This window comes from Pseudidiomarina salilacus (assembly GCF_047323925.1).
In the GTDB taxonomy this organism is placed as follows: Bacteria; Pseudomonadota; Gammaproteobacteria; order Enterobacterales; family Alteromonadaceae; genus Pseudidiomarina; species Pseudidiomarina salilacus.
Genome location: NZ_CP178751.1, coordinates 371,641 through 396,419, shown reverse-complemented (window position 1 = coordinate 396,419; position 24,779 = coordinate 371,641). Strand labels below are relative to the sequence as shown.

Annotated in this window: 22 protein-coding genes, 1 pseudogene and 1 riboswitch; of the genes and pseudogenes, 12 read left to right on the top strand and 11 right to left on the bottom strand. The window is 51.8% G+C overall.

From position 1 onward, the window contains the following. Nucleotides 1-84: 84 nt before the first annotated feature. Nucleotides 85-217: riboswitch (SAM-I-IV-variant riboswitch) on the bottom strand. 52 nt (nt 218-269) lie between these two features. Continuing rightward, on the bottom strand, nt 270-1,178 hold the full coding sequence (locus tag ACJ8W9_RS01865; protein ID WP_411360099.1) for a metallophosphoesterase: 909 nt from the start codon (nt 1,176-1,178) through the stop codon (nt 270-272). Between the two features lie 176 nt (nt 1,179-1,354). Between ACJ8W9_RS01865 and ACJ8W9_RS01860 the strand changes: the two are divergent. The 5 genes and pseudogenes from ACJ8W9_RS01860 to ACJ8W9_RS01840 all read left to right on the top strand — a co-directional run. After that, nucleotides 1,355-1,522: pseudogene (locus tag ACJ8W9_RS01860) on the top strand (alpha/beta hydrolase); the annotation flags it as partial. A gap of 14 nt (nt 1,523-1,536) precedes the next feature. Further along, the gene (locus ACJ8W9_RS01855) at nt 1,537-1,659 is read left to right on the top strand and encodes a hypothetical protein (RefSeq protein WP_411360098.1); all 123 of its coding nucleotides are present in this window, start codon (nt 1,537-1,539) and stop codon (nt 1,657-1,659) included. A gap of 150 nt (nt 1,660-1,809) precedes the next feature. Next, the gene (locus tag ACJ8W9_RS01850) at nt 1,810-2,175 is read left to right on the top strand and encodes a type II toxin-antitoxin system RelE/ParE family toxin (protein ID WP_411360096.1); all 366 of its coding nucleotides are present in this window, start codon (nt 1,810-1,812) and stop codon (nt 2,173-2,175) included. Nucleotide 2,176: 1 nt separating this feature from the next. After that, complete coding sequence (locus ACJ8W9_RS01845) at nt 2,177-2,482, top strand: helix-turn-helix domain-containing protein (protein WP_411360094.1); 306 nt, start codon at nt 2,177-2,179, stop codon at nt 2,480-2,482. An 86-nt stretch (nt 2,483-2,568) separates the two neighbouring features. Then, entirely contained in the window at nt 2,569-3,882 is a 1,314-nt protein-coding gene (locus ACJ8W9_RS01840) for a DEAD/DEAH box helicase (protein WP_411360092.1), read from the top strand. 37 nt (nt 3,883-3,919) lie between these two features. Here the strand turns inward: ACJ8W9_RS01840 and ACJ8W9_RS01835 are convergent, their stop codons facing one another. The 3 genes from ACJ8W9_RS01835 to ACJ8W9_RS01825 form a co-directional block, all read right to left on the bottom strand. Next, nucleotides 3,920-4,285 (bottom strand): hypothetical protein, encoded by a 366-nt coding sequence (locus tag ACJ8W9_RS01835; RefSeq protein WP_411358222.1) that lies wholly within the window; start codon nt 4,283-4,285, stop codon nt 3,920-3,922. Beyond that, entirely contained in the window at nt 4,285-4,989 is a 705-nt protein-coding gene (locus ACJ8W9_RS01830) for a GOLPH3/VPS74 family protein (protein ID WP_411360090.1), read from the bottom strand. The genes ACJ8W9_RS01835 and ACJ8W9_RS01830 overlap by 1 nt, the downstream gene beginning before the upstream one ends. 278 nt (nt 4,990-5,267) lie before the next feature. Then, nucleotides 5,268-5,831: a DUF924 family protein gene (locus tag ACJ8W9_RS01825; RefSeq protein ID WP_411358220.1), complete on the bottom strand. Its 564-nt coding sequence runs from the start codon at nt 5,829-5,831 to the stop codon at nt 5,268-5,270. A gap of 99 nt (nt 5,832-5,930) precedes the next feature. Here ACJ8W9_RS01825 and ACJ8W9_RS01820 point away from each other — a divergent pair, with 99 nt between their 5' ends. Continuing rightward, entirely contained in the window at nt 5,931-7,367 is a 1,437-nt protein-coding gene (locus ACJ8W9_RS01820; RefSeq protein WP_411360088.1) for a fibronectin type III domain-containing protein, read from the top strand. On the opposite strand, the gene ACJ8W9_RS01815 is transcribed toward ACJ8W9_RS01820, so the two are convergent. Together ACJ8W9_RS01815 and ACJ8W9_RS01810 are read right to left on the bottom strand one after the other, a co-directional pair. Next, on the bottom strand, nt 7,357-9,159 hold the full coding sequence (locus ACJ8W9_RS01815) for a phytase (protein ID WP_411360086.1): 1,803 nt from the start codon (nt 9,157-9,159) through the stop codon (nt 7,357-7,359). The two genes, ACJ8W9_RS01820 and ACJ8W9_RS01815, sit on opposite strands and share 11 nt — an antisense overlap. Nucleotides 9,160-9,167: 8 nt before the next feature. Further along, nucleotides 9,168-11,702 (bottom strand): TonB-dependent receptor, encoded by a 2,535-nt coding sequence (locus ACJ8W9_RS01810; RefSeq protein ID WP_411360084.1) that lies wholly within the window; start codon nt 11,700-11,702, stop codon nt 9,168-9,170. Between the two features lie 205 nt (nt 11,703-11,907). Between ACJ8W9_RS01810 and ACJ8W9_RS01805 the strand changes: the two genes are divergently transcribed. Further along, nucleotides 11,908-12,807 (top strand): GGDEF domain-containing protein, encoded by a 900-nt coding sequence (locus tag ACJ8W9_RS01805; protein WP_411360082.1) that lies wholly within the window; start codon nt 11,908-11,910, stop codon nt 12,805-12,807. Further along, nucleotides 12,785-13,783: a helix-turn-helix domain-containing protein gene (locus ACJ8W9_RS01800; protein WP_411360081.1), complete on the top strand. Its 999-nt coding sequence runs from the start codon at nt 12,785-12,787 to the stop codon at nt 13,781-13,783. The genes ACJ8W9_RS01805 and ACJ8W9_RS01800 overlap by 23 nt, the downstream gene beginning before the upstream one ends. Nucleotides 13,784-13,835: 52 nt before the next feature. Here ACJ8W9_RS01800 and ACJ8W9_RS01795 read toward each other — a convergent pair whose 3' ends face one another. After that, nucleotides 13,836-14,174 carry a BON domain-containing protein gene (locus ACJ8W9_RS01795; RefSeq protein ID WP_411358214.1) on the bottom strand — a complete coding sequence of 113 codons (339 nt, stop codon included), beginning with the start codon at nt 14,172-14,174 and terminating at the stop codon, nt 13,836-13,838. A 148-nt stretch (nt 14,175-14,322) separates the two neighbouring features. Here ACJ8W9_RS01795 and ACJ8W9_RS01790 point away from each other — a divergent pair, with 148 nt between their 5' ends. Continuing rightward, on the top strand, nt 14,323-14,709 hold the full coding sequence (locus ACJ8W9_RS01790) for a hypothetical protein (RefSeq protein WP_411358213.1): 387 nt from the start codon (nt 14,323-14,325) through the stop codon (nt 14,707-14,709). Between the two features lie 39 nt (nt 14,710-14,748). On the opposite strand, the gene ACJ8W9_RS01785 is transcribed toward ACJ8W9_RS01790, so the two are convergent. Then, nucleotides 14,749-16,089: a M14 metallopeptidase family protein gene (locus ACJ8W9_RS01785; RefSeq protein WP_411360078.1), complete on the bottom strand. Its 1,341-nt coding sequence runs from the start codon at nt 16,087-16,089 to the stop codon at nt 14,749-14,751. A 194-nt stretch (nt 16,090-16,283) separates the two neighbouring features. Here ACJ8W9_RS01785 and ACJ8W9_RS01780 point away from each other — a divergent pair, with 194 nt between their 5' ends. Next, nucleotides 16,284-17,363, top strand: coding sequence for a S66 peptidase family protein (locus ACJ8W9_RS01780; RefSeq protein WP_411360076.1), 1,080 nt, complete (start codon nt 16,284-16,286; stop codon nt 17,361-17,363). On the opposite strand, the gene ACJ8W9_RS01775 is transcribed toward ACJ8W9_RS01780, so the two are convergent. Genes ACJ8W9_RS01775 through ACJ8W9_RS01765 form a run of 3 tightly spaced genes read right to left on the bottom strand, consistent with a single transcriptional unit; the run spans nt 17,331 to nt 22,155 of the window. Next, nucleotides 17,331-18,284, bottom strand: coding sequence for an L-threonylcarbamoyladenylate synthase (locus ACJ8W9_RS01775; RefSeq protein WP_411358210.1), 954 nt, complete (start codon nt 18,282-18,284; stop codon nt 17,331-17,333). The two genes, ACJ8W9_RS01780 and ACJ8W9_RS01775, sit on opposite strands and share 33 nt — an antisense overlap. Then, the gene (locus tag ACJ8W9_RS01770) at nt 18,281-20,740 is read right to left on the bottom strand and encodes a putative inorganic carbon transporter subunit DabA (RefSeq protein WP_411358209.1); all 2,460 of its coding nucleotides are present in this window, start codon (nt 20,738-20,740) and stop codon (nt 18,281-18,283) included. Before ACJ8W9_RS01770 ends, ACJ8W9_RS01775 begins: the two co-directional genes overlap by 4 nt. Then, complete coding sequence (locus ACJ8W9_RS01765; protein WP_411358208.1) at nt 20,737-22,155, bottom strand: NADH-quinone oxidoreductase subunit L; 1,419 nt, start codon at nt 22,153-22,155, stop codon at nt 20,737-20,739. Before ACJ8W9_RS01765 ends, ACJ8W9_RS01770 begins: the two co-directional genes overlap by 4 nt. A gap of 117 nt (nt 22,156-22,272) precedes the next feature. Between ACJ8W9_RS01765 and ACJ8W9_RS01760 the strand changes: the two genes are divergently transcribed. Continuing rightward, nucleotides 22,273-23,157 carry a LysR family transcriptional regulator gene (locus tag ACJ8W9_RS01760; protein ID WP_411358207.1) on the top strand — a complete coding sequence of 295 codons (885 nt, stop codon included), beginning with the start codon at nt 22,273-22,275 and terminating at the stop codon, nt 23,155-23,157. 106 nt (nt 23,158-23,263) lie between these two features. Next, on the top strand, nt 23,264-24,703 hold the full coding sequence (locus ACJ8W9_RS01755) for a protein adenylyltransferase SelO (protein WP_411358206.1): 1,440 nt from the start codon (nt 23,264-23,266) through the stop codon (nt 24,701-24,703). Nucleotides 24,704-24,779: the final 76 nt, after the last annotated feature.

Here is a 24,779-nt window from a genome sequence, read left to right as displayed (position 1 = left end):
AGCGGAATACACAGCGTAATCAGCCACCGTACTTTGAACATTTTGAGTTTTGGTAGACTCAACACGTATCCCTCGGGGCGAGTGACAGTGCAGATGAATTCCCGCCACGGCGGGCACATCTCGTGCTTGGGATTGTTACAAGTCACGATAACCACCTTACCGACGCGGAGAACGTCGGCAGGTTGGCGAGAGCTACGCTCTACTCAAAATGCAAATCAATTATAGACGTATAGACGTCCAAATGTCAACTATCAATTCTTTAGCTGCAATTACCGGGTCCAGACAAACTTATCGTTCGACAGCTCGTCCTCACCATCAAATCGGTACGCCACCATCGGCCCTTCCTTACCGGCCGACCAGTCGACGCACGCAATCCGCGAGGACTGCAAACAGGGTTCGCCCTTCATCCAATAGTGACCGAGAAACAGCGGCTTGGCATGGTCGTAGCCCGGTAAGGCCGCGCCGGGCACTTCGCCGTCTGGCAAGTTACTGCCGTCGTCAACGCCTAGCGCGATGTCGCGATACAAGCGGCTATCGTCACGCCACCATTGAGTGCGAATGTGATAGCGTTCATGTTTGCCCTCATCAATGAAGCTATAGCCTTCAGGTAATGGAATTTCCCAACCCTTAGACATCACTTCAATTGCGTCATAGAGCTCATGCCCCTTACGTGCCGCGCGCTGCCATGCATCGGCGAGCAAGGCTCCGTCCGTATCCGTATGCGCATCGATCACCGCTTTCGAGGGTTCATGCCAGCACGCATGGGTCACACGTAACTCTGGCAACTCTAAGTACAACGGCAATGTTTTAAACCAGTCGAGGGTGCTGCGATACCAATCAGGGTTCGGCTCCGCTTCACGTAAAAACGCCTCATGCTGCTCGAAACGATGTGGCGAGTGCGGCCGCAACGGTTCGCCATTTTCATCAGGTGTCGCCCAGGCCACCGCATTGAACTCGTGGTTGCCCATGATGACCAGTGCTTCACCGGCTTCATGCATCGCGCGAACCATGTCTACGCTGCGCTTTTGTTGTGGCCCACGATCAACCAAATCACCTACCGAAATCAGCTTGCGCGTCGGATGCCGCCACACCCCACGCTGCTCACGATAGCCTAGCTTGCGCAGCAGCGCCTCCAACTTCTCGGCCTGCCCGTGCACATCGCCAATAATGTCGTACATTCGCTCTCCTTATTGTTCTTGTTCTACATCAACGATGCCACCATCCTACTTGCTCGCGCGACACCCCACGTCGCACACTTTTTAATTGTAATTGATGCTATCATCGCAAAAAGCAATAAATTGGAAACATTAATGTTCAACATCGTGTTTTACGCACTCTTGCTAATCACTCCAATCCAGACAAAGCGTATCCGGTGATTTATCTCACTGATGGCCTCTATAGCTTTCAGATCGCTTCGGGTGCCACGCGCTTTCCGATGAATAGCGGTGCCATGGATGAGGCTATTCTGGTGTCGATTTCCTACGCAAAGGGGTCAAAAGGTGCATCGAGTCGCATCCGCAATTGAATGACAAGCTGATGAGCGAAGGTGGCGATAACCTCACCGTCAAATTTATGATCATCGACGAAGCCAAGCATGCCACTGCCTTTCCTACTACGCTCATTCAAGGTTTAGACTGGCTTTATGGACTACCGCGATGACGCTATGCAAGCTCAATCTCAACTCGATGTAGTCTTAATCTTTCCTCTAAATCAGATTGCCGTTATTGGTCAAAACACTTAGCTTAGTTAAATGATAAAAGTTGCCATGTGTAACACTTAGTATTACACTTTTCCACGGAAGGAAATGAAATGATCATCTTCAAATCAAGATGGTTCGCCAAATGGGCTGCAAAGCAAGGATTAACCGATAACGCCTTGATTGCAGCCGTTGGTGAAATGGAGAGTGGTTTGATAGATGCCGATCTTGGCGGCTTCATTTTCAAAAAGCGGGCTCCCACCAATGGTCAAGGTAAGCGAACCGGAATACGAACCATTGTTGCCTTTAAGACAAACGATAAAGCTTTCTTTGTCTTCGGCTTCGCAAAAAATTCACGAGCAAACATCAGTGCGACAGAATTATTAGCGCTGAAGAAATTAGCAAGCGAGTTATTCAGCTACAGTACTGAGGAGCTTCAAAAAGCGATTCGCTCGGGCAGCATCATTGAGGTGAAATGATATGAAAGACAGTATGTTAGACGTCATACACGACACAGCAAAGGACTTGCGTGACGCTGGCGTGATGGATATGCAAACCATGCGCGAATTCGATGTGCTCTGTCTGCCAAAGGTAGAAGCTCTAGACGCGCAAACAATTAAGTTAATACGTGAACGTGCTCGCGTCAGTCAAGCCGTGTTTGCCGCCTACCTGAACACCTCTGCATCAACGGTTAGACAATGGGAACAAGGTAGCAAAAAGCCCCGCGGCACTTCTTTGAAACTACTTAATCTGATCGCCCGTAAAGGTTTAGACGTGCTTATCTAAAAACGCCTACAATTAAATTCACTGCAGTGGCGGCTACTCTGCGGTACAATACGCGTCCTTATCCTAATTGAGTTGCACATTTATACATGACTTTTTCTGAACTCCAGCTTTGCCCTGAAATTCTTGCCGCCCTTACCCGTCAAGGTTATACCGAACCCACTCCGATTCAAGCGCAGGCGATTCCGTCAGTGCTCGCGGGTCGCGATGTGATGGCGGCGGCGCAGACGGGTACCGGTAAAACCGCAGGTTTTACGCTGCCGATTCTGGAAAAGCTGAAGGATGGCGAGCGCGCCAAGCCGAATACTGCGCGGGTGCTGATTCTGACACCGACGCGCGAACTTGCTGCGCAAGTCGGCGAGAGCGTTGCGACTTATGGTGCTGGCTTGAATCTCAACTACGCCGTGGTGTTTGGTGGCGTGAAGATCAATCCGCAAATGATGAAATTGCGTAAAGGCGTCGACATTTTGGTCGCTACACCTGGCCGTTTGATGGATTTGTATCAGCAGAACGCGATTCGTTTTCCTAAGCTCGAAGTGTTGGTGTTGGACGAAGCCGATCGCATGCTCGATATGGGCTTTATTCATGACATCCGCAAAATCATCAAGGTACTTCCGGCTAAACGCCAAACCTTAATGTTCTCGGCGACTTTCTCGAATGAGATTCGCGCGTTAGCGAAAACGCTGGTAAATGATCCGGTAGAAGTCTCAGTAGCACCCCCTAACTCAACGGCGGAGCGCATCGAGCAAACCATGTACACGGCGACCAAGAATGAAAAGCCGCGTTTGTTGATGCAGTTGCTGCGCGACCTAAAATTGCCACAGGTAATTGTCTTCTCGCGTACCAAACATGGTGCCAATAAACTGGTGCGTCAGCTAAACGCCGATGGTTTCCTATCTGCTGCTATTCATGGCAACAAGAGCCAAGGCGCACGCACCAAAGCGTTGGCTGATTTTAAATCAGGCGAGGTTAACATTTTGGTCGCTACTGATATCGCAGCGCGCGGCCTCGACATTGATAAACTGCCGTACGTGATTAACTTCGATTTACCACAAGTCGCTGAAGATTACGTACACCGTATCGGCCGCACCGGCCGTGCCGGACAAGTCGGTCATGCCGTCTCGTTGGTAATGGACGAAGAATTCAAAACCTTAAAAGCTATCGAAAAACTTATCGGCCAACCAATTGAACGCCGTCAAATGGAAGGCTTCAGCAACGTCGCCCTCACCGGCACCACGCCACCGCCACCACGCGGTGGTCAACAGCGTCAGCCACGCAAACCGCGCGGAGCCGGCGGCGCGAGCCAAGGCAAAGGTGGTAGCCGCGGCAACGGTGGCAACCGAGGTAACGGCGGAAATCGCGGCAATGCCGGTAATCGGGGCAACGGCGGCAACCGAGGCTAACACTGGCCTTCAACTTCCGCCTCTAGCTAAGCGCTGCTCAACCGCGCCTAACAAACAAACTGGCGATGCCGGCACCTGCGATAGCCACTATCGCTCCAGTGCCGGCGGCAAGAATCAATACTAACGGCCAGAGGTTGTTTGAAGTCGGGTCAATAACCACTTCAACCAAGGTGCGCGCCATAGTGACCGCTGGAATAATAGCGCCAGCAATTAGCCAACTGTGCAAGAAACTGAAATGCGCGAGCGCGCGCAAAAACGCCGCAGCCAAGAACACCACCAACACGCCCCAACCAAAGAAAGAGTTAGGTACGGTAACTGTCTCGTAAGGCTCCAACCAGAATGGTATGCCAACCAGCAAAAAGCCGACGCTAAAGGTGCCCCACCCCAGTTGCTTGCCTGTCATTAGCAGCCACTCGAACTCGACGAAGTGGTCGATGCCGTGACCGCAGCCATCATCGCTGGCATCATCACCGCTACCATGATCGCGGCCTGCACGCCTTCAATCACTTCGGCAGTAATTTGCCCAAGCTCTTCACCCGTCGAGACTTGCTCGATGCGCTTTTTATGCTGCTTAAGCTCGTCTTTGCTGAAAACTTGATTGAGCAAGTACGCACTTTTGGCTAACGCAATCATCAGTGCAATTTTCGGATGAATTTCGAGTGGCTTGTCCAACACTAAACGGCGCATTTCGCGCTTAAGTTCTTGTTCCGGCTGCGGATTCACCTCCGGGTAAACCTTCTGCGTGAAAATCCACAGAATCTTGCGTTCGTCGGCTTTGATAATGCCATCGTCCACTAGCTGCTGAGCAATTTTGTGCTTCAAATTTTTAATAGTGCCAATCGCCATCACCCAATTTTTCAAGGTATCGGGCTTCTTCTTGCCGGCAATTTTCTGCAGCGCTTCGTCCATCACCGCATCACCGGTAGGTGCAGCATCCAGCACTTCAACTTTGTCTTTGTTATCTTTGTTCACGGAAATGCGTTGCGACAATAGCAACTCGGCTAAAATAGCTGCTGCCGCAGTGTACTCAATATAATGCCCTTCATTGGTGCCCTTCTCGTCGTTCAACGCCAGCAGCATCAACCCTTCGTACAACTTCATATCCATTACTATTCCCCACTGTCTCCACCAATAGCGCCAAATCCGTTTGATCAAGTCCAGCACTGGCGCGCTTGTGCTGAATCAAATACCCCACATTTATCGCGAAACTCTGCGCAAGCTTGCGGCGCATATAAGGTTGAACCGGCCTGTTATTAAGCATATAAACCTCCGTGTTAATAATTTCAGTCTAGTTCATCAGCTCGTGATTTACACAGGGTGAAAACGTAACATTGTGTGAGCTGCAGCCGAATGGGCGTTGGGCCCGTACAGAGGTACGGGCTACATTAGAAGCTGGAGCCTGGTTGGCTTAGGAATTCGAGTTCGGAGGGTGTTGAAGCGCGCCCGAGCAACGCATTGCGATGCGGGTAGCGGCCAAAGCGGACGATAATATCGCGGTGTTTAACCTCGAAGTCGTAGTTGGTTTCCAGACCCGGCTGGTCAAACAGACGTATGGCTTCGTCGTGCACAACCAGCGATTCGCTGTGCATGTAGGGCATATACAAAAACGCTCGCTGCGACGGTTCCATCGCACGATCGACGCCACGTGCTACCGACTCCTGTGCCAACGCTAAAGCCATTGGATCCTGCGCAAACGCGCGCGCATCATCACGATAGACGTTACGCGAAAACTGATCGAGCACGAGAATCTCAGCCAGTCGTCCGAGGCCGCCGGTTCCTGCTCCAGCCGCATCATCGGCGCGCCAGTGCCAACATTCACCCGCCGCACAGGCTACCAATACCTCGCCAAAGCGCTTGCGAATCGTTGTATCTAAGGCATCACTCTTAGCAAACCAGTTCGCCGGCGTCAGTTCGTTAAACCAGAAGTTGAGAATGTCTTGGGGGTTCATTTTGGCTCATTCCTGCGGTTTTGTATCAATCGCTCGTCACACACTTCAGTTAAGGTGAAGCATTTGTTTGATCTATAAACTAACCGAAGGATGACCAAAATGCGAATTCAACCGCGGCTTAATGCTATCGCTCTTGCGTTGCTTGCCTGCAGCACTGCGCCCCATGTCAGCGCCAATGAAGCACAAGCTAGCGTGCGCGAAGCAAATACCCTAGTCCCAGCGCAGCAAACGCGTTATGCCCCCAGTGTTTTCCCTGACCGTGTGACGCTGCTGCCGACTGCGCAGCCTGCGACGTCGCATAACGTGACTTGGCGCACCGACACTAGTGTCAAACACACCATCGCACAAATTGCGCCAGCAACAGCATCGCCGGGGTTACACCTCAATTCAATAGAGTTAACCGGCAGCAGCATCAGCCATAACACACCCAATGGCGAGGCTTTGCATCATCGCGTCACCTTCAAAGATCTGCAACCCGATACGCTTTACGCTTACCGCGTAAAGGGTGGCGATACCTGGAGCGAGTGGCATCAATTTCGCACGCCGCAAGCTGAGTTCGCACCTTACACGGCGCTTTATCTTGGCGATGCACAAAATGCCGTGTTATCGCACTATGCACGCACCGTGCGTGAAGCTTTTCGCGCGACTCCGCATGCCAAAGTCATGCTCTACGCCGGTGACCTCGTTAATTCCCGCGAAGATATTCACGATAACGAATGGGGTGAATGGTTTCAGGCGCTAAGCTGGATTGGCTCCACCGTGACGCAAATTCCAAGCTCTGGCAACCACGAATTCAGCAGCGACGATGACAATCCGATTCGTCACTTATTGCCGCACTGGGCAGCACAGTTTGAGCTGCCGAATAATGGTCCTGAAGGACTGCAAGATACCGTCTATTACACAGATTATCAGGGCGTACGCTACATTGCGTTAGATTCCACCGAAGCCTTGCAATATCCCGACAAAGCCAAGCAACAAGCCGATTGGCTCGAAGAAGTGCTTAGCGATAACCCACAACAATGGACGGTCATTTTCCATCACCACCCCATGCATTCTGTGTCAAAAGGCCGCGATAACCCGCCGCTACGCGAATTCTGGCAGCCGGTTTACGAGGCCTATAACGTCGATTTGGTGCTGCAAGGGCATGATCATACCTACGGTCGCGATGCGACTGCGCATCAAGGTAAGGCTGCCAGCGATGGCGGGCCTGTATATGCGGTATCGGTTGCGGGTCCGAAGCAATATCTGGTGAGCGACCATGCGCGCGCGACCATGGATCGGGTCGGTGAAGATAGTCAGTTATTTCAGGTAATTGATTTCGAACAAAATGAAGTCCGCTATCAAGCGTTTACGGTGACCGGTGAGTTGTATGATGCGTTTACCTTGAAAAAGGCTGCGGACGGTAGCAAAACTTTTATTGAGCAGCAGCCGGAGACCGCGCCAACGAGCTGTGCCAATCCGCATAAACCTAAACCATCGCGGTGCTGGAACGGGACCGATGTGATCCACGCTCCAGCAGCGAAAGTTACTCCATAGTCGCAAGGATCTGCTCGAGCGGGACAAGTTTAATGTTCTGTCCCGCTTCGGGCATGCGGTTACGACCATCTTGTACCATAAAGGCACCCTGCTCGAAGCCTGTGCCGAGCGACAAAGTGGTGACTTCTATACCGTCAGTTTCCGAAGCACCGTCAAGGCCAAGCTCGACATTGGTGCGAATGCGGAAGTGGCTGCGTAAAGACCACGGTGCCGCGCCATCAAACACGATATAGCTATCGTTGCCTTGGCTCGAGACAAACAGCAAGGGTTGATCGTCAACTACTGCATAAGCGACACCTTCGATGTCATCGACCAGTTCGGGATGTTCGGCAACCGTGATGATTTGCGCGCCTTCCACCGCGCCATCTGCCGCAGCATCAAACAGCCAGACCGCAACGTCTTCTTCACCAACAAACAGGCGTTGTCCTGCATCATCGACCGCACAACCTTCAGGTTGCGATGGCACTTGCAGCTCGCGCACTAACTCGCCACCATCGGCGCTTACGCGATATTGTTGAATGCGACCTGACTTGCCATTGACGTACACATAGCTGGTGTCAGTTGCACTATCGTGGCCCATACATAGACCATAGATTTCGGCTAAGTCGGTCGGGATATTGGCGGCTAACGAGAGTTCACCACGGGCGCTGATGCTGAACAGCTGCAGGCTATTGTCATCACGCAATGACGCGGCCGCCAACTGGCCTCGTACATCAACGTTATTCAAACGGCCTACCGCCAATTCTTGTACGATCTTGCCCTGCATGTCATACACATAGAGCCCAGTACGTTTGTCGGTGCCCAGGATACGACTCTGCGCTGGCTGCTGCGGATGCACCCACACGGCAGGATCATCAATGGCATCACCGCGCCGTGGTGAAGGTTCGGTTTCAAGCGTGGCACTGACCTGGTTGACGGCCGCAGGCAAGGTCATGCTTCGCGCTTCGCCTTGGCTCACAGTTAACCTCGCGCTAGCAGTGAGATCTTCTTCGGTCAATAACAACGAGCCATCTGCTTGTTGCTCAATATCAGTTAAGGCTGCTGCACCTTCAATCGCTAGCGCTTCACTAAACGCCAATACGTTGTCGGCATTACGGCGCAACACCAACACACGTGGTGGCTCTTCTTCGAGCGCCAGCAAGCTGCCATCGGCCAACCAAGTGAGAGCTTTAATTTCGTTTTCGATAGCACCAAAAGGTGCACGTGCGGCAATCAGATCGCGGCCTTCTTCAGCTTCCGGTTCAGCTTCGTAGCGCCAAATCGCTTGGTCGCCTTCAGCGATGTATAAGCCGCCCTCAGCCTGATCGACCGCGCAAGCTGTGCTGTCATAAGGTACCGCCATGTCACGAATCACCAAGGGTTGCGCCAGCCATTCTGCTTCTTGGCGCAGTAACCACTGTTCCGCACCACCACGACCGCCGAGCAAAAAGACCGACAATTGCTGATTCTCAGTGCTTTGATAGAAACACAGGTCTTCGACCACGCGCGAAGTAATTTCGCCTGACCACAAACGACTGACTTCGCCGTCAGCGTAATGCCACAAGTACAGCTCTTGGGTGTTGGCTTCCATGGCACCAAACACCGTTGTACCGTCAGCCAGCGGTTGCGTGCGCAAGTGTACAAAAGTCCCTGCTTCTAGCTGTTGTTGATCGAGTTTAAGCCCCGCGGCATCGGCTTTTAGTTGTTGCGTGCCAAGCGCCACTTGGTGGCGCACCGGGGTATCTGTGGCACTCTCAGCACAAGCTGAGAGGCACAGTAACGAAGAAGCAATTAAAGAGAGGTGAAATTTCATGTTCATCCTTACCAGTTGGTAATTTGCAAACCAAGGGTGTAGCTGCGGCCATAGCTTTCATATTGCGCGTTGTAGCGGCGCTGACCGGTATACACATAGAAAGGTTCGTCGGTGAGGTTGTTGGCAGCAAATGACAAGCTGATGCTATCGCTTAGCAGCCATTTCGCTGAGAAGTCGACCGTCATGTTGTCGTCTTCATAGATGTCGTAACGACTGTCTTCCACATCGCCTAGCTCAACTAGGTATTTGGATTTGAAATTCGCCGCTAAACGTAAGCTTACGTTATACGTCTCGTAACCAAGCGCAACGTTGGCCGTGGTGTCTGACTGACTTGGCAGCGGGATGTCACGTTGTTGCACAGTGCCATCGTCAAGCCAATCGACCGTTGCTTCAGAGTCAGTGAAGGTCAAGTTGGAGCTCACCAAGAAGTTATCGAGCCAGTTATCAAAACCTTTGACTTGATGCACTAGGTTCAGCTCAAGACCGTAAACATAAGCATCGCTACCGTTGATAAAGGTAACCGCTTCGTCGAAGTTCTCAAAACCAGGGCGCCCTGCCACATCGGCTTCATACACAAAGTTTTTAATATCTTTGTAGAAAGCGATGGCAGAAATCACACCCAATGATTCGTCGTAGTGCTCGATACCAAAGTCAAAGTTGGTCGAGGTTAACGGTTCCAAATCAGGGTTACCGAATTCGGCTTTTAAGTCGCCGTCATCATTCTCTAAATAGAAACTTGGACGCAACTGCTCAAAGTTCGGGCGTACCATACCTGTGCTATAAGCTAAACGAACAATGGTGCTGTCACTCATATCGTAACGCGTGACTAAACTTGGCAACCAACGCGCATTGCTGTAATCGTCAGTGACTGGGGTGAATTCTTCGATTTGATCGTCATAACGCACACCACTTGCCGTGCGGTCATCGTGCTCATAACGGGCCCCAGTGATGATTTGCCACGCACCTACTTGCATGTCAGCCATCAAATAACCGGCGCTAATGTCTTCTTGGATGCCGTAGCTGGCGATTTCTGACTCCACATCATCACGGAAATCGGCCATGTTCAGCGGCTCAATCAGATCCCACAACTGCTGTGCGTCAATGCCCGGGCCAAAACGCCCTAAGCCATACTCAACATCGCCACCGGCATAGCTGTCCATGGTCAAGGCTGTCACCCCCAGATCCGCAAAGTCTTCGTAAATAAAGATATCTTCGCGGGCAATCTTTTCGCGTTGGCTGAGCTTAACACCGCTTTTAAACGTCACCTGATAATCCGGCTGCAAGAAGTCATAGGCAATGTCGGCCGAGATACTGTCTTGGGTCTCTTCGGTGTAGGCGTCGCTGACTTCGATTTCGTCAATCTCGTAAGCGCTTGGCTGATACGCACTATCTGGTGCTAACAAGCTCAGCCGTTCAATCCCGGTATAACCAAGACCGTCGTCAAACTCTTGCACAAATTTAGCACCACCAATGGCAAACGGTTGGCTTTCGTTGGCTTCGCTCATGCCACCTTCAATTTTCACCGTCCACTCATTGATACGCTGCTCAGTGCCAAGCACCAAGGCTTGTATTTCTTGGGTTTCTTTACGGTCTTTCAGTTCACGCGCAATTTCACCGCCACCGGTAGCGCCAGCAGTCAATGGATCGGCAAACTCAGTGATCAAGCCCTGCCGGATTTCCGTGTCGGCAAACTCGCTATACAAAGTCCGCAAATAATAGTCAGCGTCATCGCTCGGACGATAATCCATGTTCAATGCCAAACCCGTGCGCTCGCGCGTTACCGCATAAGCGCGTTTTTCAAATTCTTCGAGGCCCGGCTCATCAAAATCCCAACCTCCGCCAGTTTCGACGTTATCGGTGGTAAATGAACGGTCATGATAACTGCCAGCGAAAGCGATACCGAACGCATCGGCGCGATTACCGACATCGAAGGTGTTACTGAACACACCAGAAACTTTAGGATTGGTCTCGCTGGCTTGCTGGTTGTAGCCCAAGTCAGTAGTCAACGAATAAAACGCACCGTCGCGATCGAAAGCGGTCATACTTTTCAGTTCAATATTACCGCCTAAACTGCCTGCAGCTTGGTCTGGGGTCAGCGTTTTGCTGACTTCAACGGATTCCAATAAGTCTGAGGGGATGACATCAAGTGCCACCGCCCGTGTACCCGCTTCCGGAGCGGCAAGCATGGTGCCGTTGTAGGACACTGAGTTCAGATCAGGTGCCAAACCACGAATGCGAATGAACCGCCCTTCGCCTTGGTCACGCTCAACCGATAAGCCAGGAATACGTTGCAGGGCATCGCTGACGCTATCGTCTTGCAACTTACCCATGTCATCTTTTTTCAACACGTTAATAATGCCGCCAGCATCACGTTGTTGTTGCACCGCGCGCTGAATCGCATCACGGTTACCAATGGTGACCACTTCTTCCATGCTTTCCGCATCTTGTTCTGGCTCGGCTTCGCCTTGCTGTTGCGCCTGGGCAACGGACATTTGCGCACCGCAACTGAGTGCGATTAACCATGCTAAGTAGGATTTTTTCATCTCTGCTCTCGCCTTATTAGGATTAGTGAGTTGTTGGGTTCGGCGCTCACTATACGAGCTCAAGGTGACATTTTTTGCAGCAGGTTCAGGCGTAAATGAGCCGTTTAGAATCGGGTCCGAACGGCTCACTCGGTCACATAGGTGTCACCTTAATGTCACCTGATGTGCTTATGCTATGCGTTGGATTTTACGGATTTGAGGTTTTATGCTCAGCACTCCTATTTGGCGCGATGCACGCTGGCCACTGTTGGCTTTGCTGTTGTTAGTCTGCATCGGTTTTGCACTGCAGTTTGGCTCGCCGAAGCCGGCGGCTTTCGTTGATTACCTAGATGTTTTGGGGGAAGGCTCGACTTTACTGTTGGCGCTGATTGGCGTCGGCGCACTATTGCTGACCCGTCCACGCGGTAAAGTTACTACCCTGCTATTTGTCGGTAGTTTGCTATTGTGCGGTTCTTTGACCTTAGACTTGCTCGACGAATTCTTCCGCTATCCCGAAGATGTGCGCTACATGAGTTGGCTAGAATCACTGCCGCTGCCGCTTGGGCTGTTAGTATTAGCAATTGGTATGTACGGTTGGCATCAAGAGCAAAAGCTAATTGAACGGCAACTACGTGCTCGTGAACTCCATTATCGCGATCATCGCTTCGTCGATCCGCTAACGACCTTGTACAACCGCAACTATCTTGAACATATTTTGCAGCGTGAAATCGCTTTACGGTTCGAACATCGCGATGAGCTTTGTTTACTGCATTTGAACGTTAAAGGCTTTGCCCGCATTAACCGCGTGCATGGCAGTCATGAGGGTGACCGCATGTTGCAACGCTTGGGCGAGCTCTTGGTCACTTTGCTGCGCGACACCGACCTTGTATGTCGCGACCATAGCGACCGGTTTTTGCTCCTCTTGCCGCGGACTGAACGCGATGAAGCACTAGCTTTGGTGAGCTTCTTACAACAAGCCTTACTGCAAGAGTTACCCTACGCCGAATTGGTCCGTTTCGATTTTCGTTGTCATCAAGTGGCCGAAGACAACGCACTTGCAGCCTTGCAGCAACTTATGCTCGAACGCAATAAGGTAGCAGCGCATGCAACCATGGCAACCTGCTGAGCGCAGCTATTTTTATAGCAAGCCGCTGTTGCAGGCTTTGCTGCCGCTGGCTGAACGCCGCGCGGTAGCGCCCCACAAATTGCTGCGCGGCTGTGACTTTGAGCTCGCTAGCGTCGCTCAGCGCCAACATCAAATTCATGCCCGCGACTGGCAGCGCATCATGCAAAATGCCGAACAGCAACTGGCTGAGCCGCAGTTGTGGCAGTTGGTCGCCGATAGTTGCTTTAACGAACGCTTGTCGCCGTTAGTGGATGTCTTGCATTACGCACCGTCGGTCGCAGTTGCGCTGCGCCAATTTCAGCACTATCGACGCCTGCTACAGCCATTACAATTTGTTACCGTACGACGTTGCAAAAGTCATTTGCAGTTACAGTTTTTACCGACCTTTATGCCGGTGTCTGCGCAGTTCTCGATTGCCCTACTCTTAACCTTTGCCCGCCGTATGGGTATCGATACCTCATTGTGGCACTTACAACTTGACTCAACCACAGGTGCGCTGCCACTTTGGCATGAATGGCTAGGCTCGATTGTTGATGCCCCCTTTTGTTCGCTCACTTTGCCCCTCGCACAGTTGCAGCAACCGCTGGCCGAAGCTGACCTCGGTGAGTACCGGCAGGCGTTATGGTTTACCCGCATGCAATGCGCAATAGTGCCGCGGCAGCCGTTATTGCAGACGGTGGTGCGTTGGCTGCAACAGCGTTTACAGGCCGCTGATGATGTCAGTTTAGTGGAGCTAGCGAGCTATTTGGGGATCAGCGTGTCGTCGTGTAAACGACTGCTCAGTAAGCATGGTACGACTTTCCAAGAAGTACTCGACCAAGTACGGCTGCTACGTTTGCTCGAATTACTCGCCGAACAGCCCTACTCGAATGGCGAGTTGGCGGAGCAATTGGGCTACAGTAATTCAAATAATTTCCGCCGCGCTTGTAAACGTTGGCTAGGGGTCGCCCCAGATTTATTGCGCGCCGGCTTATAAAAGGCCCGGATTTGCGGTCCGAGCCTTGGTATTACCTGCATTGGTGATAGCTTTACTCGGCTTTCACCGTGAGGTTGTTACGTACATCTTTCACGCCTTCGACACCGCGCGCTAAGCGTTCAAGCGCCGAAATATCAGCTTCGCTTTCAACTTCACCACTTAGGGTGACCACGCCATCGGTGGTTTCGACATTGATTTGCATACCCGCAGCCTGTGCCATCAGAGCACTTTTCACATTTGCAGTAATAGCAGAATCGCTGATGTGGTCGGTTTGCTGCTCCATCTCTTGCTGTTGCTGAGCTGGATCTTGCAAAGTGGTTGCCATCGCGATGGTACCAAAGCTCAATGCCATAACTGATGCGACTGAAGTAAATACATTTGCTAGTTTCATAGTTGCTTCCTCCTGTTTAGGTTCACTTTCACTATAGCTAGCGATTTGCTGACGTGAAGCGGCTTTGCAGGGCTTTTGCTCTATGAAGATTTGGTTAATTTCCGAACAGCAGCTATACCTATAGATACGCTTTGAAGGAGGCATGGTTATGAAAATCTTACACGGGTTGATTGGTTTAACGTTGGCGCTTGGCATAGGGACTGGCTACGCGCAAGATCAAACGCAGGACGACAAGAAAGAATTACCGGAAGCAGCCGCAGACGGTCAACAAACAGCTGAAACCGCGCGTGCGGGCAAGTTTAAAGCGGGTAAGGCCTTAGCTGATACGGTGAAAGCAACCGCAGGTCCGCCTGACTTTATTGACGACGATGATGACGGTGACGGCATTGGTGATGCGACGGAACGGAAACGCCCTGGTCGCGTGAAATATGCCGATGTGACTTTCGAGCGCGGAAAAGTAGAGTCAGACGACTCCGATACCGTTGAAGCGGACGACAAGAAAAAGCCGACGAAAAAGAAAGGCGATAACCACTAGGGAATAGCTGCTAGCTAATAGCTAACAGCTACTCTACGCTTAGCGCAATTGAAGAACCACACCCGACAACACCGCGACTGCGACTTCATTTTGCTGCATTAGCAAGAAGGTCGCGTTATCGCGTTGTTGAGGGCGTGACCCAGGGAGATTGCGCGGGTTCACCGCTACTGGTAGGTGCGTACGTACGTTTAACGCCTCGGCATCACCCACGAAATGACTATAGCCCTGTCTGACTAAATCGAGATATTCATGGTGCGACAGCTTTAAGCCTTCGCTTGGGATCTTGTACGCTCTTCCCGGTGCGTAAACGTAATTGCTGCCGTCGTAGCGATCGAACGCCGGAAACGGTTCAAGATCGCCTACTTCACGAATATAGCCTGTAGTTTCGGCGCCGCTACCACTACGATTGAAGCCGATATCAATAAGGTAATTGTGCCCACCATCTTGCACCTTGACTTGATCGAAAATCACGTCTTTAAAGCTATTCGAGTTATTCATTGGAATGCTGTGATACGGCTTTAATGTCTGCTTTTCATAGTCTTTGTTAGCGATGCTTTCGAGAGCTTTTACCAGCATCGCAACGTTGACTTCACGTGCCTTTTGGCGATTCGGGTCATTCGGAAATGCGCCGGACTCCACCAAAATGGTACTAATGCCCATTTTCGAAAAGTTATCGCCAAAGGCCCGTGGCGCAAAGGTATCGTTATAACGCCCCATGTGCCCGGGTATCAGTGCGTCGCCGACAATTTTCATATCGCCGATCAGTTGCATCGCCCGCTCACGACTGTCGTTAATGTCTTTGGCTTCGTTAAATGCCGGTGCAAGCAAGCTGATAGTGGCAGGCTTACCGGTATGGGCGACTTCGTAGTAACGACTTTGATCATGCAGGTTAAAGCCGAAATCTGGCTTTAAGGTTTTGCCCTGCTCCATCAGAATCTTGCCTTCCGGTGTTTGCAGAGCGCGCGCATCGCGATTCACATCGATGCCCTGCACATTATAACGTTGCGCGCGTTCTGCGCCGTCTGGATTTAGCATTGGCAGCATATAGAGCGTAATCTCGCCAGCCCAATGCTCTCGCCATTTTTCGTCTGTTTCGATTTTGTGCATAAGATCAAACAACGCAGGCGTCGCGGTAGATTCGTTGCCATGCATTTGCGACCACATAAAGACCACCGTATCGCCGCTGCCGACTTTAAAGCGATAAATCGGCCGCTCTTCATAGCTGCTGCCAACTTGTTCAGTCGTGATAATATCGCTGCGTTGCACACGTTTGATCAATGGCTCGATATCGGCAAAGCGAATTTGCTGTTTATCGAGTCCAGGTAGCAGCTCATGGTCGAAATGGCTGTGATTGTCGTGCGCGATTGCTATGCTGCTCATTGCGCTAACGCCACCTAGAGTTAAACCTAGGCTTAAGGCGAATACAGTTAAATACTTTTGCATTTTTTATTCGTCTCAGGGTTTAATTAATAATAATTTATTACTAGGATGAAGCGTAACGGTTGCTCTCGGTGGGCGTCAACTCGCATACGTTCAACAGGCACAAAACTAAGACTAACAAAGGTGACCTTGTCATGGATCGCAGATCGTTTATTAAGACTCTAGCCGCCGGAGCGGCTGCAACAACTGTTCTTTCTCCGTTAGCAGCGGCAGGTGGCATTTCGGGTATGGCAGGAACAACGGCTTCTGGCTTGGGCGCTGGGCGCTTGCCGCGGGCTTTGAAAGCCGGTGACACGGTACGTATGGTCGCGCCAGCAAGTGCGGTTGAAGATCGTCATCATGTCTTGATCGCGAAAGAGTCGTTTGAAGCGTTGGGCTTCAAAGTGCAGTTGGGTGAACACGTGTTCGGCCGCCATGGTTATTTATCCGGCACCGATGCCGAGCGCGCAGCCGATGTTAACAAAGCCTTTGCTGACGATAGCGTCGACGCAGTGATTGCCGTCCGTGGTGGATGGGGTTGTAACCGCATTTTACCGCTGTTGGATTACGATATGATCCGTGCCAATAACAAGGTGTTGTTGGGCTACAGTGATATTACTTCGTTGATGAATGCGCTCTATGTAAAAACCGGTATGGTGTCGTTTCACGGGCCAAATGGCTTTTCTTACTGGGCTGATTTTCAAGCACAGCAGTTCCGCGATGTGATCATGGACGGCAAGTCCACCACCATGCGCAACTACAAAGAAAAAGAAGAGACGCTGACCATGATGAGCAACCGCACCACCACGGTGAACGGTGGCAAGGCCCAAGGTGTGTTAGTTGGCGGTAACCTTACTGTGTTGACTAGCTTATGTGGTACGCCTTATTTCCCTGACTTAAAAGGGAAAATTTTGATGTTGGAAGACGTCGGTGAGAATATTTACCGCATCGACCGCTTCTTATCGCAACTGCAACTGGCTGGGCATTTGGACGGCGTTGCTGGTATCGTCTTTGGCCATTGTACCGAGTGCGACCCAGGTGGTGGTTTCGGTAGCTTCACCTTGCATGAAATCTTTGAGCATTATTTTAAACCGTTAGGCGTGCCAACCTACACCGGCGCCCAGTTTGGTCACATTCGCGACAACCATATTTTGCCAGTCGGTCATGTGGTTGAACTCGACGCCGATGCGGCGACTTTGACGTTACTCGGCAGCGCGGTGCAAACGGTTTCGTAACGCCTGCCACTCGTGGGTTTCTGGTAAGGGTTCCAACCAAATGGTCGGGACCCTTTTTTGATCGAGCTCGTGCAGCGTGTGATACAGCGCATGGGCGAACTGTTCAGGGGTGTCGCCGAGTGCGTGTTGCTGTTGTTGCGGTAGATCATCGCGCAAGCTGCGTACGAGGATGATGCTTTGTGGTTCCGTGGTGTTAGCGCTGGTGTTGAGCCAGCGGAGTTTGGCTTGCGGCTGGTAGTGCTTGGCCATATTGCCGGCAACACTCACATCATGTTGCTCTGGCGCTTCCACCTGTTGGTTCAGCACCTTGCTCAGTTGCTGCGCGGTGATAGGACCTGGCCGCAGAATTCTGAGTTTCTCGCTGGTTTCACGTAAATCGAGAATCGTCGACTCGATGCCCACACTGCAGCGGCCACCATCTAAAACCGCGTCGATTTTGCCATCGAGTTGTTCAAGCACATGGGCAGCTGTGGTCGGGCTCAATTGCTTGTGTAAATTTGCCGATGGCGCGATCACGCCAATGTTTTGCTGCTGCAGAATCTGTCTTAGCTGCGCTTGGTTGGGCATGCGGATCGCGATGCTATGGCTGCCACCGGTGATCAGCGGTGATACTTTCGGGTGCCGGTGCAATAGTAATGTGAGCGGTCCTGGCCAGAATTGCTCAGCTAATAGATAGGCTTCGTCGGGAATGCCATAGGCCCAATCCTGCAACTGCTCAATTGCGCCAATATGCACAATTGCAGGATGGTTCTGCGGGCGATTTTTGGCTTGATAAACCTGTTGAATAGCGTCGGTATCTGCCGCGTTGGCAGCGAGACCGTAGACGGTTTCTGTTGGGATTGCCACAATACCACCGAGCTTGAGTAAGCGGCCGGCGTGCTGCAACTGTTTGTCGTTATCGGCTTGAAGTATGAGTGTCATGCGCTTACCTCTTGTGGTTGCTTGTGGGCGACCGGCTGCCACCCGTTGGCTTTGCGTTGCGTGAGTTGTCCGGATGAATCCGATTGCTCGGGGCGCTCGGGCTGCTCGGGCTGCTCGGGCTGCCATTGCCAAAGATGGAGCCATTCATTGTCGATCAACTGCTGTACCATCGGCTGCTCACTGATGACCTTATCGATAGCCGCTTGCTCTGCGGCAATCACCACTGTCAACCTGAGCGGCTCGTGATACCAGTCCTTACCGTCGTGAATCGATTGCCGCGCCAATCCTATGCGAATATCACCACCATTCCCTTCGAATACCCCGAGCCCATCGGCGACCACGTTATGCAGCAGTTTATTCCCGCTGCCGAACTGCTGCGGCGCCACCGTCGACGCGTAGTACTGCATGTTGATCCAGTGCGCCACCACCATCGGTGCCGTCATTAACTGCGTCAGCACCTGTTGCGATGGGTCTTTGCCGTGATCGTAGTCATGCAAAAACACCCGTGCGTCAAAGTTACAGCTTCGTGTACGCTCACGTGGCGCAAAAATGATCGCCGCATTGCGCGCCAAGCCCCACTCCGGCCGCACCTCAGCCCAACTCCCCGCCCGCCGCTGCAGCGCATCGCTGACAAAGGAAGGGCAGCCCTCTTTGCCGCTGTGTCGCTGCGAGAAAGGGCTGCCCACTTTAGGGGGGGTTGGCGCGGTGGGTGCGGGCTGCGCGTTGAGGCGGATCAGCTGTTCTTGCTGTGCCAATTGGTTCGCAGCACCTAACCACTCACACAATTTTTGCGGCTTTTGCGACGTCAATAAACTTACAGTTTGTTGCGTAGTGTCGTGTAAGGCTGGTAAAAATTCGGTGGTCTCCGGAATGTGAATATTGTGCTGCGCAGCGAGTTGCTCGCGCACTTCTTTGTCATTCAGCATTTGCGCTAATACCTGTGCGTTTGCCGCACCCGATTGTCCGCCACATGCACCACACTCGAGGCTCGCGGCATGTGGATTATTTTGCGTTGACGCGCTGTGGCCTACGATTAACACTTGCCTTGCGAAATCTTGTTTAAGTCCGATGCCAGTCAGTGCATTGGCCGCCAACTGTGCCAGCTCTGTGGCCGTTGCCGGTGCGCCGTTTTTAGTGATACGCCAAGGTTGTTCATTCATAGCGCCACCAGCAGCGCGTTGCAACGGTTGATGCGTCAATGACTTTTTCAGCAGTTTCCATGCTTTGGTAATACCGCTCATCTCGACCCAACCATAGGCCCCAGCTGGACTTTCATGGGCCCGGTGCCAACTGGCAGAACGCCACGTATTGCGCAGCTTTTGTTGGCTTTGCGCGTCAGATGCTTGGCTGACTTGCCATTGTGGTGCAAGCAGTCCGGGTAACTGTGGTTTGCTGTAACCTTGGCTAATTTGATATTCAATCGGCAGCCCAAAAAAGCCCGCGAAACCGAAGGTCTGAATCGCCGGTGATTGCGCTTCTAGAGCACGGCGCATTGGTTCTGAACGAACATCAATGCAGAATACGGCCTGCAACTCGCGAGGGATGCTAACATTTTCAGCTGAAGTCGCATTAACGAGCTGTTCTGCAAGAGCTTGTTGGTAAACTCGTTCTTTCTCGCGCAATGCTTGCCACAGCGACTGTTGCTGTTCACGCACCTGCGTCTTCAAGCGCTCGAAGCTGGCCCATTGCACCTGAAACTCTGCTCGGGTTGCATCACTTACGCTATGCCAGCAGACCAAATCCCACGCCAAGCGAATAGCTAGTAGCTGATTGAGCTCATCATTGAAGCGCGGCTGTTGCTCTAACTCGCGCTGCCAACGACGCTGCGCGAAGACACTGGCCCAGCCGTAAAGCTCATGCATAAGCACCTGCAAATAGACCGGCCATTGGTCCGCATCAAGGGGCAACACCTGGGCTTGCTGGTAAAGCTCACGATAGTCACAGGGCAATTTCTTAAGCTGTTGTTTAACTTTTTTATTATTCAAAAGCAGCTCGATGCCCCGATCGTGACGCGTGACATTCAGCCACTGTTTGTACATGCGCTCGCCGAGGTTTTCGTCTTGCGCCACTTGCTCCGGATAACTCACCCATAGCGCACAAAACTGACTCATTTGTTGCTGAATTTCGGTCAGCCACGGCAGTGACCGACTCGCAGTTTCACGCAACCGCCAGCCCTTTACGGCCGCGACAGAACCCCTTAAAAAGGGCAGCCCTCTTTCGCTGGTTTCAGCGCCGTGTAGCATGGGGATATTGAACCAAGCCTGTTGCTCGGCGGCGATCTCTTCGATGTGACGGTCGCGCTGCTGCCACCAAGGATTCACGGCAATTGCGCGATCCAGTGGCCACACTGGCGCGACTTCCGCAGTTGCCGCCGCAACGAGTATCTCTAAGTCTATCTGGTGCAACTGTTCCGGCGCCGCGGCGAGCGAGGTAGACATGGCAGGTGAGGCAGTCATGAAGATGCTCCTTTATGTTGTGAATTGCGCAGCGGCCAAAGGGTCAGCGTTAAGCGGGTGGCCCACTCATCGAGATATAAGCCAGCGTTGAGGGCGACAAATAATTGGCTACTATGCGCCGATTGCGGACGATAAAGTAACCATAGGTAGACGCTGGTAATGCCGATAAGGACAAGACAAATCCAGACATCGAGTAGCCAAATGTAAGACGCAGTGCTGAATGTTAGATGCGCGCTCAAGGCCCAGTTAGCCAGTAGGTAAACGCCGAACCAAGCTGCGGCGACGCATATAGCCCGAAGTAATTCGCTGATATTAAAGCGCTCAAACATCGTCGAAAGCCATAGCCCGAGTGCAAGGCTCACGGCCAGCCACGGTGCGACATAGCCCAATGATGTGACAGCTGATACACCCAACAGAACCGCAGTAATGACTACAATTAGGCCACCGATAACGGCTTTAAGCGGAGGTAAACCAAGCTGCACAAAACGCTGCCGCTCGCGTTGCTCCACCGCCGACCCCGAAGTTAAAAATGCATAGGCTTTGTAACAAGAGTGCGCCAACAGATGCAGTGCCGCTAAGGTGTAAAAACCAAGACTAATCTCCACCAACATCAAAGCCATTTGCGCTACCGTTGACCAGGCCAAACGCACCTTTACGCTGATGCGTGTCATGGTCACTGCGGCCGCGACTAACATACTGATGCCGGCGACGATCGCCAATAACCAACGGGCCACCGCGGCGTCAGCGAGTAACGGCGAAAACTGCAGCAGTAGGTAGCCACCGAGGTTAATGATCCCCGCATGGAGCAGTGCAGATACCGCAGTAGGTGCTTCCACCACCTGCAGCAGCCAACCGTGCACCGGCAGTTGCGCACACTTAAGCATCGCAACACTGACCAGCAGCAGCATCACCCACTCGCTGACGATCGATGTAGTTGGCGATAGTTCGGAAATCGATGTTGCGCCGGTTTGTAGCCAAATGCTTAAGAGTGCGACAGCTAACATGGTTTCAGCTACCCGCGCAAAGATGAACTTTTTGTGCGCAGCAAGCTGTGCGCGTGGGCGCTCGGGATAAAACAGTAACAGTTTGTGCAAGCTTAAACTTACGCTCACCCAACCAAGCCAAAAGAGTACGAAGTGATCACTGATCGCAGTAAAGAGAATCGCGATAAGCACCAAGGTCAGCCAACGGTGAAATCTTACAGACTCAGATTCACCGCGGGTTTGTACCGCAGCGAAGCGCACTACGACCCAGCCGATAAAACTGATCATCGCAGCAAATCCAGCGCTCAAAGGTGTCAGTGCGAAACCCCAAGCTTGGTAGATTGAAGATTGCGTCAATGATAAAGCGATACTTGTGGTTAAAAAACAAATGCTGAGTAACGCCAAAATGCCTGCGGTAATGCGCCAACGCATGCTGCCTCCGATATTATTTTTTGTTGGCGGCATAGTGCGTGATTGCTATTGATTATAAAAATACATATATTATATCCATTCGTTCACTTAAACAGAACAATGTGGAAGAATTTTGGCATGTCTCGTTTAAATTATCATCACTTGTATTACTTTTGGCGTGTTGCGAAACAGGGCAACTTAACAGCAACCGCACAGCAATTGGCGATTTCACAATCGGCTTTATCTGCGCAGATTAATCAGCTAGAGCACACCATAGGTCAACCGCTTTTTGCGCGTGAAGGTCGCAGCCTGGTTCTAACCGAACTCGGGCGGACGGTGCTGAACTACGCCGAAGATATCTTCCAACGAGGCGAAGAACTGCAGCAATTGCTGACAGAGGGTGCGCCAACCTTACCCAGCTTAAGAATTGGCGTACTTTCGAGCATGTCACGTAACTTTATTGATGGCTTCATTCAGCCGTTAATTCGACAAAATGACGTTCATTTTCAACTTATTGCGCGCCCGCAAAGTGAATTACTTGAACTGCTCGGTCAGCATCAACTTGATGTCATGCTAACTAATCGCGAGTTACCCAGTAACGACGACATTGCCTGGCAATCACAACTACTGGCCCGCCAACCGGTAAGTGTCATTGCACCACCTGAACTTGCGCATTTACCTGCCGCAGTTGACGATGCTTATCGCGAACAACGCTGGGTGGTGCCTTCATACGCTTCGCCGCTACGAGCTGCATTTGAGTCTTTCTGTACGCAGCATCAGTTAGCGCCGAATATCGTCGCCGAAGCAGATGACATGGCAATGCTCCGATTACTTGCTCGGGATAGCGGCGCACTCGCCGTGATGCCTGCCGTCGTCGTTCGCGATGAACTTGTTACCGGCTTGCTGAGCAAGCGCTTTGACCTGCCAAATTCCTATGAGAACTTTTACGCTGTGACTCTCGCGAGAAAGTTTCCGCACCCCCTACTTCCCGCAATTTTGCAAGCCAAGCATTACCTGCCCTAGCGCCGCAAAACCACCCCAGAAAGGGCAGCCCTTTTTTAGGTGTTTGTCGCGCAAAAGTGCTAGGATGAGGGCTGCCCTTTCTTATGGTTTTGGCCAAGGTGAGCTAATGCGAACAGAACAGACCTATGTGCAACTTGATACGCGTTTGAGTAGTGCGGTGGAGCCGACGCCGGTGTTGGATCCGCAGTGGATCGCTTTCAATGATGAGTTAGCAGAGCAGCTGCAAATTCCATCTACGCAACGCGACACATCAGAAGGCCTGCTGATTTACTCAGGCAATACAACCCCCGAGTGGGCGCAACCGCATGCGCTTGCCTACGCCGGCCATCAATTTGCTAACTATGTTCCGCAGCTAGGCGATGGCCGCGCGGTGCTACTCACCGAGGTCGTCGACAAAAACGGACAACGTTACGATATTCAGTTGAAAGGCAGTGGCCGCACCCCCTATTCACGAGGCGGCGACGGCCGCTCTCCGCTCGGCCCAGTGCTTCGAGAGTATCTCGTAAGCGAAGCGATGCATCGCTTAAATGTACCAACGACACGCGCGCTTGCTGCGGTTGCGAGCGGCGAAATGGTAAAGCGCGAAAGTATCGAACCCGGCGCTATTCTTACGCGAGTGGCAAAATCGCACTTACGCGTAGGCACTGCACAGTATGTTTTGGCACTACAAGAGCGTAAACTTTCAAAAGCTTTCGCTGACTATGTCATCCAACGTCACTATCCAGCATGCGCATCAGCGGAGCAGCCCTACTTAGCACTACTGACACACGTACGCGACAATCAAGCCAAGTTAATTGCGCAATGGATGAGTCTCGGATTCATCCACGGAGTTATGAATACGGATAACATGACATTATCTGGAGAAACCATCGATTATGGTCCCTGCGCGTTTATAGAAGCCTATGATCCACAACAGGTTTTTAGCTCAATTGATCGTCGTGGGCGTTACATGTACCAAAACCAGCCGCCTATCGGCATGTGGAATATTGCCCGCTTTGCGGAAACTTTATTGCCATTGCTAGAACTTGACGAACAGCAAGCGATTACGCAGGCAAGTGAGGTGGTCCATGGCTTTGAACAAGTCTATCAACAGCAGTATCACGCCCGCATGAGCGCCAAATTGGGTTTAGCGCCAGAGCATCCGCAAGCCGAGCAATTACTCGAGGATTACTTGCAATTGATGCAGTTCCATCAAGTCGACTTTACGCTTGGCTTTCGTTATTTATGCGATGAGGATGACAAGCGCATTGGTTCGCTCTTCCAACAGAGTCCGACTTGGCAAAAATGGTACCAACAGTGGCAAGACGCACACAAAGACCTCAATACGGCCAAACAAAAAATGGCGCAGGTCAATCCAATCTACATTCCGCGGAATCACTTGGTGCAAGAAGTCATCACTGCAGCAGTTAAAGACGGAGACCTAAAGCCCTTCAATGCACTCCATCGCGTATTGAAAAATCCGTTCAAAGAACATGAAGAGTACGCCCGTTACAGTCAACCTGCGGCGCGCAACGAGCAAATCACACGTACCTTTTGTGGCACTTAGAACAACATAAAAAAGCCCCGTGAGCTTCTAACTTACGGGGCATTGAATTACAACTTTAAGACAACCGTAGGAGCAT